The 11,639-nt window shown below is 43.6% G+C and carries 8 protein-coding genes; all 8 read left to right on the top strand.

Annotated elements, in window-relative coordinates:
- Position 1 precedes the first annotated feature (1 nt).
- The 8 genes from pgsA (at position 2) to AC4PGZ_RS03395 (ending at position 11,638) form a co-directional block, all read left to right on the top strand.
- Positions 2-520 (top strand): CDP-diacylglycerol--glycerol-3-phosphate 3-phosphatidyltransferase, encoded by a 519-nt coding sequence (gene pgsA, locus AC4PGZ_RS03360; RefSeq protein ID WP_492159634.1) that lies wholly within the window; start codon positions 2-4, stop codon positions 518-520.
- Positions 521-589: 69 nt separating this feature from the next.
- On the top strand, positions 590-1,495 hold the full coding sequence (locus AC4PGZ_RS03365) for a bifunctional enoyl-CoA hydratase/phosphate acetyltransferase (protein ID WP_492159635.1): 906 nt from the start codon (positions 590-592) through the stop codon (positions 1,493-1,495).
- Positions 1,496-1,514: 19 nt separating this feature from the next.
- Positions 1,515-3,299 carry an indolepyruvate ferredoxin oxidoreductase subunit alpha gene (iorA, locus tag AC4PGZ_RS03370; RefSeq protein ID WP_492159636.1) on the top strand — a complete coding sequence of 595 codons (1,785 nt, stop codon included), beginning with the start codon at positions 1,515-1,517 and terminating at the stop codon, positions 3,297-3,299.
- Position 3,300: 1 nt separating this feature from the next.
- The gene (locus AC4PGZ_RS03375; protein ID WP_492159637.1) at positions 3,301-3,870 is read left to right on the top strand and encodes an indolepyruvate oxidoreductase subunit beta; all 570 of its coding nucleotides are present in this window, start codon (positions 3,301-3,303) and stop codon (positions 3,868-3,870) included.
- A 124-nt stretch (positions 3,871-3,994) separates the two neighbouring features.
- Positions 3,995-8,881: a cytidyltransferase gene (locus tag AC4PGZ_RS03380; protein ID WP_492159638.1), complete on the top strand. Its 4,887-nt coding sequence runs from the start codon at positions 3,995-3,997 to the stop codon at positions 8,879-8,881.
- 11 nt (positions 8,882-8,892) lie between these two features.
- A complete protein-coding gene (locus AC4PGZ_RS03385) occupies positions 8,893-10,173 on the top strand; it encodes a lactate/malate family dehydrogenase (RefSeq protein ID WP_492159639.1) in 1,281 nt (426 codons plus the stop codon).
- 1 nt (position 10,174) lies between these two features.
- Positions 10,175-11,230, top strand: coding sequence for a flavodoxin family protein (locus tag AC4PGZ_RS03390; protein WP_492159640.1), 1,056 nt, complete (start codon positions 10,175-10,177; stop codon positions 11,228-11,230).
- Between the two features lie 123 nt (positions 11,231-11,353).
- Positions 11,354-11,638, top strand: coding sequence for a co-chaperone GroES (locus AC4PGZ_RS03395; RefSeq protein ID WP_492159641.1), 285 nt, complete (start codon positions 11,354-11,356; stop codon positions 11,636-11,638).
- Position 11,639 lies beyond the last annotated feature (1 nt).

An 11,639-nucleotide genomic window follows, 5' to 3' on the forward strand; every position in this document is an offset into this window, starting at 1 on the left:
AATGAATACGCCAAACAAGCTTACTGTACTCAGATTTATATTAGTACCATTTTTTCTTGCCGCGGCATACTATGAAAAACAGCAGTCCGTGATGATAATCAGCACCATAATATTTGCAGTAGCCTCATTCACGGATTTTCTGGATGGATATCTTGCGAGAAAGCACAATCTCGTGACCGATTTTGGAAAATTCATGGATCCACTTGCTGACAAAGTCCTCGTAGCCGCAGCGCTGCTCTTCCTGATACAGGCAGGAAGAGCGGAGGCTTGGCTTGTAATAATAATAATAACGAGAGAATATGCGATTTCAATAATAAGAGCCATCGCAGCTACAAACGGCAAGGTGATCGCAGCATCAGGCGGAGGAAAGATAAAGACCGTAACCCAGATGCTTGCGATAATAATGCTTCTTCTAAGTATGCCATTCGGAGACATCATGATGTATGTATGCGTGGCACTTACGCTCTACTCAGGAGTGGAGTACATCTGGAACAACAGAGAGCTGATCGCTGAGAGATAAATTAACAATGTTGATATTAAAAGAAAATATATGTTATAATTTTAGTGAAAAATAAAAAGGAGGTAAAGCATGGAGTTTAAAACCTTTGAAGAACTGATCAGGCACGTTCAGAGCAATGGGAAGAAGAAAAGAGTGGCAGTTGCAGCGGCTCATGATTCTCATGCGCTCGAAGCGCTCATACTGGCTGACAGGGACAATATTGCAACACCAGTGCTTGTTGGATACAAAGAGCAGATCCGGCAGCTTCTTGAAGAGCTGGGCTCAGACGCAGACGCCTATGAGATATATGATACTCAGAGCGACAAAGAGTCAGCAGAAAAAACCATAGAGCTCATAAAAGAAGGCAAGGCCGACTTCATAATGAAGGGCAAGCTTCAGACTGCAGATCTTTTAAAAGCAGTGGTAAACAAGGAAAAGGGACTTTCAAAAGGCAAGATAATGTCTCACATAGCAATGCACGAAGTTGCGACATATCACAAGCTGCTGGCAGTTACTGACGGCGGAATGATGATGTATCCTGATCTTCATGAAAAAAAGCAGATAATAGAAAATGCGGTTGAGGTATTCAACAACATAGGCTATGAATGCCCTAAGGTGGCAGTGCTTTCGGCTGTCGAAAACGTAAATCCAAAGATGCCCGAAACCATTGATGCTGACATGCTCAGACAGATGAACAGAGAAGGGGATATAAAAAACTGCATAGTGGAAGGCCCAATATCATATGATCTTGCATGGAGCAAAGAATCCGCGCAGATAAAGGGATACGAGAGCAAAGTGGCAGGAGATGCCGACATCATGGTAGTGCCAAATATCACCGCAGGAAATATACTTGGAAAATCTCTTATATATGCTGCAAACGCAAAGATGGCAGGTTTCATAGTCGGAGCTCAGGTACCGATAGTTCTCACATCAAGAGGAGCATCGACTCAGGAAAAATATTTATCACTGGCGATTTCAGCATCAGCAGTAAAATAAAATTCAAAGGAGATATACTATGAAACAGTTAATGACAGGAAATGAAGCTGTAGCAAGAGGTGCATACGAAGCTGGCGTAAAATATGCATCGGCATATCCGGGAACTCCAAGCACAGAGATACTCGAAAACGTAGCACTATACAAGGATGATATACTTGCAGAGTGGGCAACGAATGAAAAAGTAGCTCTCGAGGCAGCAATCGGAGGATCCATAGCAGGAGCGAGGACTCTTGCAGCGATGAAGCACGTTGGGGTAAACGTAGCCGCAGACCCGCTATTTACATATGCTTATATGGGCGTAAACGGAGGAATGGTACTGATTTCAGCAGATGAACCAGGACAGCACTCATCCCAGAACGAGCAGGACAACAGAAATTTTGCAAAGCATGCAAAGATACCTATGCTTGAGCCAGCAGACAGCCAGGAATCAAAGGACATGATGATAGCCGCATACGAAATCAGTGAAAAATATGATTCACCGCTCCTTTTCAGAATGACTACGAGAGTATGTCACTCAAAAGGAATAGTTGACTGTGGAGAAAGAACCGAAGTCGGCATAAAGGAATACGTAAAGAACGTACAGAAGAACATAACCGTTCCGGCTCACTCAAGAATGATGAGACTTACGGTAGAAGAGAGAATGATAGCCCTTAAGGAATTCTCAAATGAAACAGAGCTCAACTTCATTGTGGATAACAACGTAAGAACCGGAGTTATAACCTCAGGAGGATGCTACACATATGCAAGAGAGGTATTTGGAGATACAGTATCATACCTCAAGCTTGGATTCACAAATCCTCTTCCAGACAAGAAGATAACACAGTTCTGCCAGGGAATGGACAAGATATATGTAATAGAAGAGAATGACCCATACATCGAAGACGAAGTAAGAAGACTTGGATTTGACTGCCTTGGCAAGAATCTGTTCCCATTCTGCGGAGAGATGACTCCTGAAGTTATAAGAAAAGCTGTATTTGGGATAGAGCCGGAGACCGTTGAATATGACAGATCTCTTGCAGTGCCGAGACCGCCGACTCTATGCGCGGGATGCCCTCACAGAGGATTCTTCTACGAGCTTGGAAAGAGAAAAAATGTCGTTATAGCAGGAGACATAGGATGCTATACGCTCGGATTCGCACCTCCATACAATGCGATGGACTTCAACGTGTGCATGGGAGGAGCATTTGGCTCAGGACACGGCGCTCAGCAGGTGTTCAACATGAAAGAAGACAATGACAAGAGAGTGGTTTCAGTAGTAGGAGACTCTACGTTCTTCCACACTGCGATCAATGGCCTTCTGAACGTGGTATACAACAAATCCAACTCGATCAACGTAATCCTGGACAACAGAATAACTGGAATGACAGGGCATCAGGAAAACCCTGGTTCTGGATATACGCTTCAGGGAGAAGCTACAAAGATAGTTGAGATCGAGCCGCTTGTGAGAGCCTGCGGAGTGGACAACGTAAGAACAGTAAACCCAAATGATCTAAAGGAAATGAAGGAAGCATTTGACTGGGCGCTCGGACTTGAAGAGTCATCAGTTATAATAACAAGATGGCCATGCGCGCTCAAGAAATTCACAGATGTGGACAAAAAAGAATTCGCAGGAGCATTCACTGAGAAGTGCGAGATAGACCATGACAAGTGCATAGGCTGCAGAATGTGCATAAAGACTGGATGTCCGGCAATATCCTTCAACAAGGAAACAAAGAAATCCACAATCAACAAAGATCAGTGCGTAGGATGTGGAGTATGTGTACAGGTATGTCCAAAACAGGCTATAGGAAAGGCAGGTAAATAATATGACAAAGAATATACTACTTGTTGGAGTCGGAGGACAAGGTACAATACTTGCAAGCAAGCTTCTCACTACAGGCCTCATGCAGGAAGGCTATGACGTTAAGATGAGCGAGATCCACGGAATGTCTCAGAGAGGCGGAAACGTTTCATCACAGGTAAGATACGGAGACAGAGTAGAGTCTCCTGTAATAGAGCTTGGAACAGCAGATGTAATAGTGGCATTTGAAAAGATGGAGGCAATCAGAGCCCTTGAATATCTAAAACCATCAGGACTCGTTGTAGTGAACAACTTCGAGATAGAATCCATGCCTATACTTTCAGGCAAATTCGATTATCCGGGCAATGTCATCGAAACACTCGAGTCAAAGGTAAGGACGATAGTGGTGGATGCATCACAGAAGGCTGAAGAGCTTGGAAATTCAAAGGTTATGAATATTATACTTCTTGGTACCATAATAAAATCAATGCAGCTTGAGCACATAAACTGGGATAATATAATCAGGGAAAACGTTAAACCTGCATTCGTTGAAATAAACATCAAGGCTCTTGAGCTTGGAAAAACATTAGTATAGCTAAATAACAGGAAAGATGGGTCCGTAACTGGAATCATCTTTCTTTTTGCTTTTATTTACATTATGCATGTGCTAAAATTGAATTATAAGAACAGCGGAAGAAAAAGAGAGGAAGTGAATTATTATGAATCCCAAAAGCAGCACGGCAGACATCGATATCGCAGTCCAGAAATATCTCAGCGCAGTCTCAGGACACATCGACGGCGCTGATCCAGAAAGCGATGATGCGCTCAGAGCGGGTCTGCGAAAGCTCATAGCCAGAAAGGATTTCAGAGCCCAAAAGCTTGCAGCCGCAGTCAGGAGATACACAAACTGCGATGACAGCCACAGCTTTGTTGAATATGCATACGAATATGTACTTTCACTTTCCTTCCCAAAATCCATAAATACAGAGCTTTCAGATGAAAAAAACCGGGAAGTGAGAATATTTCTTGAGTTTTACAGGCAGTGGCTTAAACTGGAAAAAGAAACCGGCTCGGATGAGTTCTACATAAAAAATCCCATAGAGCTCCTGACGGAGCAGGAAGCCTCAGCGCTGGAAAAAAACCATGAATATCACAGATTCATAAAGCACTATGAAGAAGAATATATATACGAGATGATGAAGCTCAATCAGGAGATAAAAGGCTACTCCACGCTTGACCATATATCAGGAGTCAGCAACGTAGCGGCATATACGGCCAGGCAGCTCAGAGAAGCAGGGCTTCCTGTCGATGTGGCAACAGTAATTGCCGCCGCCGCAGGGCACGACATAGGCAAATTCGGATGCCGAAAGAATGAGGAGAAGCGGGTTCCATATCTTCACTACTATTACACGGATATCTGGTTCAGGGAAAGAAACATGCCATACATCGCAAACGTTGCTGCCAATCACTCTACCTGGGATCTCGAGCTTGAAAACCTTCCTGCAGAATGCCTTGTCCTCATATATTCAGACTTCAGGGTAAAAAACAGAAACGGCTCCATGTACATATATCCACTTTCGGAATCCTTTCAGGTAATCCTCGACAAGCTGGACAATGTGGACGAAGCCAAGGAGCGCAGATACAGAAAAGTATACGCAAAGCTCAGGGATTTCAAAAACTTCATGATCGAAAACTGCATAGATACAACGCTTACAAACGAAGGCTTTGAGCAGGCTCAGAGAAACAAGCAGGTGGCAAGGCCGGACCTGAGCCTCGCATATGGCAGCAGGATAGCAGAGAGCTTCAAATACAAGGCCATAGAGTACAATATAAACATACTCAACAGGTTCTCCGCGGCAAAATCCTTCAATGAGATGCTTGTTGATCTGAGCGGCGAAAAAAACTGGAAAAAACTCAGAGAATACCTCAGCACCTTTGAAGAATACTATATATATACGAGCCAGCTGCAGAAGACTTTCATAATGAACATGCTCAAGGAGCTGCTCCTCTACAAGGAAGAAGACGTAAGAAATCAGGCGGCAAAGATAATAGGGCTTCTGATCGCGAATTTCGATCAGGAATACAGAAAAGAGATTCCGCAGGACGTCACATATGATATCCAGGAAATAAAGGCTATAAGCCTCTTTGAAAAATATATCGAATATTTCATATACAAGGACCACAAGCTCACCGAAAAGCAGAAGCGCTGGCTTGAGATAAATACCAGAAATTTTGTATCGAGCATATTTGAAAATGGCTCAGACAAGACCCAGGAATACTATGATGTGCTCGAAAAAATATACAGAAAAGCCATGGAGCCGGGGAGCTCACTCACTCAGCCTGCTATGGCAATGCTTTCACAGCTTATAAAGTATATCCCGGTTAAAAAACTCAAGACCCCGCATACGCTCGTGTCATTCATGAAGCAGATGTACAGCTCCGAGTCTGCAGACATAAACATGTCCATAACCAAGAGCATTCATGTGGTGCTCAGAAATCTTGACAGAAAGTCTGAGTGCTATCAGGACCTCGCAGATTTTGTAATAAAAAACACGCAAAAGAGCGGCAACAAGACGGTGGACTTCATAAAATACAGGCTCGTAAGCTATATATGCGAAAAAAGCGGCATAAGTGCGAAAAAAACCTGCCATATATTTGAAGCGGACGAAATGACAAAAGAGGAGATATCAGACATATATCTCAGAAATCTCAAGAGCGCCACGAGCTGGATAGAGAAGAAATCAAACATAGACCTGCTTGTGGATCTCACGCTTACAGGAAGGACAACCAACAACCTTCAGACAGTAATGCATTTCTGCAATCTGCTCAAGGTAAGCTCTGCAGAGAGCGTCAGGAATCATTCGGGAAAAGCCATGCTCTCGATATTTCATCTGCTCGAGCGCCAGGAAAAAAATGAGGCCTGCATAGAGCTCATAAGAGCCCTTGAGATGCAGGACCTTCAGTTCACCAAATACATCCCTGAATATATAGGAAAGATAATGATATATCAGGAGCCGGGAGAATTTGACGAGATACTCGAGGACTTCTACTACAAGGTAAAGACTGCCAGCGTGCAGGTGGCATGGCTGATACTCGTTGCAGCAGGATACGCGATAGAGAGCTATATCTCGAACGGATATGAGCTTGATGCGGACCCCGCAAGATACAGCAGGCGCCTTGAAAAGATGGTAGGAATACTTCTCGTAGGTCTCTACAGCTTTGACAGGTACCTTAGCCATGAGGCGCTCAAGATTATCGCAGGAAACATATTCTCTTCGAAAAACCTTACGCTTGGGCAGAAATACAAGGTATACCGCCTCGTAGACAAGAAGATACTCAATATGCTCAAAAACAGGAATGAGAGAAGGGATCTCTACATCCGAAACGCCGCATCGCTTAACTCCATATACAGATTCATATCAGACTATGAATTCCTCTACGGGGAGATGAAGCGCGGAAACGAGAGAAGTATAGCTTTTTTCCCGGGAACATTCGATCCATTCTCGCTTGGGCACAAGGAGATAGCAAGAGCCATAAGGGACATGGGATATGACGTATTCCTTGCCGTGGACGAATTTTCATGGTCAAAGAAGACCCAGCCGAACAATATAAGAAGAAATATAATAAAGGTATCTGTAGCTGAAGAGCCAAACATATACCTGCTTCCTGAGGACGTTCAGGTAAATCTTTCAAATGAAGAAAACCTGAGAAATCTGAGCAGCATATTCGAGCCCAAAAAGGTGAGCATTGTAGTGGGAAGTGACGTCATCCTCAATGCAAGCAGCTACAGCTCAGATGAAAATCATGAAATCCTTAAATATGACCATATAATATTTCACAGGAGAAATTCTGGAGGCCTCAGTGAAGAAGAGGAACTCCTGCTTCTCAGCAAGAAAACAGAGATGATAAAGGGGAATGTGGAGATACTGAGTCTTCCGCCTCAGTATGAGGACATAAGCTCCACTCAGATAAGAGACAGCATAGATGAAGAGCAGGACATATCCGAGCTTATAGACCCTCTCGCGCAGAAGTTCATATATCGCTATGCCCTCTACAGGAAAGAGCCGATGTTCAAGCGTTATTTCTCCAACATGACCCTCAGGACAGAGGTTATCGATGACTGCTCGCAGCAGAAGATAAAAACTCTGATTGAGAGCTGTTTAGATAAAGGCACCATGAGCGATGAACAGATATCTGAAATAGCAGCCTCGCTTTCAGGATATGAAAACCTCAGGGCAGTAGTCATCAGGGACGAGAAAAATGATGACATACTCGGCTTCACGACGAGCAGCTGGCTGAGGAGCACCCAGTATTACTCTGAGTTCAGAGACAAGAAGATAAGTGACTATATAAGGCAGAATTCGCTCGGAAGAATATCATATATAAACGGCATGTGCGTAAACGAGAGCTCATCCATCAACAACATATACCAGATACTCCTGACTGAAACCCTTGCTATTGCGCTTGAAAAAGACTACACCTACTGCATATTCAAAAACTTCATACCGGTTAATCAGCAGGAATGTCGCAAAATATTCGAGCTTCAGGGATTTGAATATATAGAAGGCGCGGATATTCAAAATACGGTGCAGTGTGTAAACATGGCAAAGCCTATTGTACTCAATCTGGATCTCAGGAGCATGCTCAAGGAGCCTTTCAGGAGCAATTCCAGGATAAAGAAGGAAATATACAGGACGAGAGAAAATCTCCAGAGAGCGCTCGCAAGGCTCTACAGAGGAGAGCTCGTGCTGTCATTTGACAGGAGCGTCACCTATGGAAAGCTCATAAAAAAAGTCTGCGATATAAACGAGGTAGGCTATGACATAAAAGTCCCAAGGCAGCTTGGAAAAAACATGTGCGTTCCTTACGGAGCGACTCTCAACGGAGCCCTCGTTCCAAACACCGTTACAAAATCGCTCCATACGGAAAAGACATTCACGCCTTCTCTTATGGACTTCGATTTCAGGGAATTCCCAAACTATATGGACATAAGAAACCAGATCAAGGTCCTGTCCTCATTCAGAAAGCCGGTCATACTGATTGATGATATCCTCCATAAGGGTCACAGGATAAAAGCGCTCGATCCTCTTTTTCGGGAGGCTGACATAGAGATAAAGCAGATCGTAGTGGCGATACTTTCGGGACAGGGAAAGGAGCTTATGGACATACAGGAAAGAGACGTGGAATACATCTATTTCCTTCCAAACCTCAAGAACTGGTTCAACGAGAACTCGCTGTATCCATTCATGGGAGGAGATTATGTATACAGAGAAGGAAGCTCTGACGAATATATACTTCCTTCGATAAACTTCATACTTCCATATGCATCCCCGGGATTCGTAAGAAATACCGACCCGGAGAACATATATACGCTTTCGGAAACCTGCATAAAAAATGCGATAAGGATATTTGAAACAATAGAATCAGAGTATCAGCATATAAACGAGAGCAGCTTCAATCTCAAAAAGATAGGAGAGGTATTCCAGAAGCCAAGAAAGCCAGACCAGGGAAAATGCATTGACTATGACCTTGATCTCAAACCGTCAGAATACCTGAGGAATGATCTCGAAAAACTGAAAAGACTTAAAAATATTATTTACAGATAATGGAGGTTAACATGTATTACTACACAAAAGAAGGAAATTATGCATTCAGCTTTGACAGGGAAGTCAGATTTGAAGAGGCAGATGAGGCTGAAATAAAAGAGGGGCTTGAAAAAGACAGCTCTAAAAAGCTTTATTATCTTCACAGGACTGATGCAGGAAAAAGAGTCAGCTATGCAATAACCGATCCGGAAATGATATTTGAAGATGGGGATGACATCGAGATAATAAGAAAAAAAGAAGGCATGTCAGAGCGGGCAGCTGAGCTTCCGCAGTGGATAAGAGATATGATATCACAGGGAAGAGTGCAGTACCTCAACATAGCTCATCCGCTCAGAAAGCTTTTTCTTGAAAAACCTCTGGACAGAAAATGGAGAGTAAATATAGCCGGGCTTGGAGACGTAGGCTCAAACCTGCTTATCGGTCTCAAGCTGCTTGGAGGAGATGTCATATCCGAGATAGGGATATTCTCAAACCGTGAGAACGTGGTAAAGCGATATGAGATGGAGATGAACCAGATATGCTCAATCGAAGAGGACAGCCTTCTGAGCAGAGGATATCCAGTAGTGAAGTCAGTAAAAAGAGAAAATCTGATGGACTGCGACATGTTCATATTCTGCGCATCGGCAAAGGTTCCTGCAGTCGGTGAGGAGGTAAGGGATGTCAGGATGATACAGTATGAGTCGAATCGCGAGATAATATCAAGATATGCGAAGATGGCCAGAGAGAAAAGCTTCAAAGGCGTGTTTGCGGTCGTTTCAGATCCGGTAGACCTTCTGTGCAAGGCGGTATATGACATCAGCAACAAAAACGACATGGACGCCTTCGATTACAGCGGACTTCTGCCGGAGCAGATCGAGGGATTCGGGCTTGGCGTCATGTATGCCAGGGCAAAATATTTCGCAGGCATGGAAAAAAACATCCAGTACTTCAGCGAAGAAGGAAGGGCATTCGGTCCTCACGGAAACGGGCTGGTAATAGCAGACAGCATCGTTAACTACAACAGAGAAAAATCAGAGCTGCTCACAGAAAAGACTGTAAAATGCAATCTTATGGTAAGGGAGCTTGGATTCAAGCCATATATAGCACCTGCGCTCTCATCAGGAGCCATAGCAATACTTTCGAGGATCCGCGGCAAGTATCATTACAGCTGCGTGTTCATAGACAATGCGTTTTTTGGAATCAAGAACAGATACACGCAAAACGGACTTGAGATAGAAAGAAATGTCCTGAGCGACGAGCTTTTTGAAAAGATAAAGGAAACACACACAAGCCTGAAGAATATGGGAAGATGATATGGAAGAAACAATCTATCTATGCACTCTGGGAAACCCTTCACAGTTTCTGGAAAAGATGACAGACGAATTCACGAGTGAGTTTGACAAAGTCATAAGAACGGATTTTTCGCAGGCAGGGGACCTGAAAGGAAAGAAATTTCTTTTTGCAGTGCAGCTCGAAGAACTTGGAATAAACCTCGACACAGAGAAGGTGCTCCACCGCATATACAAAAGCGCAGCCGGGAATCAGCTCTCAGATACATCAGGAGCTGTTCTGATACATTCAAAAGAAGAGATTTATACCAAAACCGCGGCAAGCATGCTTGTTTTCAGGCTGAATTCAATGGGAATGAGCTTTCCGGGAAGACCCATGGTCGAAGCCCCGCATGGCCTCAGAAACTACATCAGTTCAGTAAAGCGAAGCGGATGCACTCTTGAAGAAAGCTGCCTGAGTGAAACTGCAGACCTTGCGCGCCGCCTGAGATCCTTTGAGGTATCAGGCGGATGCATATCAGAACCAAGAATACTTGCGGTGCATGCCAGCGAAGAAGGTTCAAATACGCTCTATCTCTGGAATATGGTAAAGCAGCACCTTCCAGAATCAGCAGACATAAGAGAGATATACATCCCAAACGGAGAGGTAAAGGACTGCGAAGGCTGCAGCTACACCATATGCAAGCATTTTGCCAAGCAGAAGAGCTGCTACTATGGCGGAATAATGGTCGAGGAGGTTTACCCGGAGATAATACAGGCAGATATACTTGTCATGCTGTGTCCAAACTACAACGACGCTCTCGGAGCAAACCTTGCAGCGATGGTAAACCGGCTTACGGCGATATTCAGGCATATGAAATTCTATGACAAAAAGCTCTACGCAGTAATAGTTTCAGGCAGCTCAGGAACAGAAGCCATAGCTACACAGCTAATCAGGGCGCTCAATATGAACAAGACATTTCAGCTTCCCCCGGATTTCACAGTTTCAGCGATAGCAAATGACAGAGGCAGCATATTCGAAGTAGAGGACATTGAGTCAAGGGCAAAGGATTTCGCAGAGAGGATATGCGGCAAAAAATAAAAAAATTGTAAAAAAGGTATTGAAAAAAAATCAAAAAAGTTTTAATATATATGTATACCTGTTAGCACTCTTTGTGATAGAGTGCTAACAGAGACTATTTCATTGGTAATTTAGGAGGAAAATATGAAAATCAAACCTTTAGCAGACAGAGTTGTAATTAAAATGGTAGAAGCTGAAGAAAAAACAAAGAGCGGCATCATTCTTACAGGTAGTGCAAAAGAGCAACCTCAGATGGCTGAAGTAATCGAAGTTGGACCAGGTGGAATGGTGGATGGCAAAGAGATCAAGATGGAAGTAAAAGCCGGAGACAGAGTTATCTTCTCAAAATATGCCGGAACAGAGGTAAAGCTGGATGGAGAAGAATATATAATAGTAAGACAAAATGACATTTTAGGAATAGTAGAATAAA

Source organism: Proteocatella sp. QWL-06 (assembly GCF_058684135.1).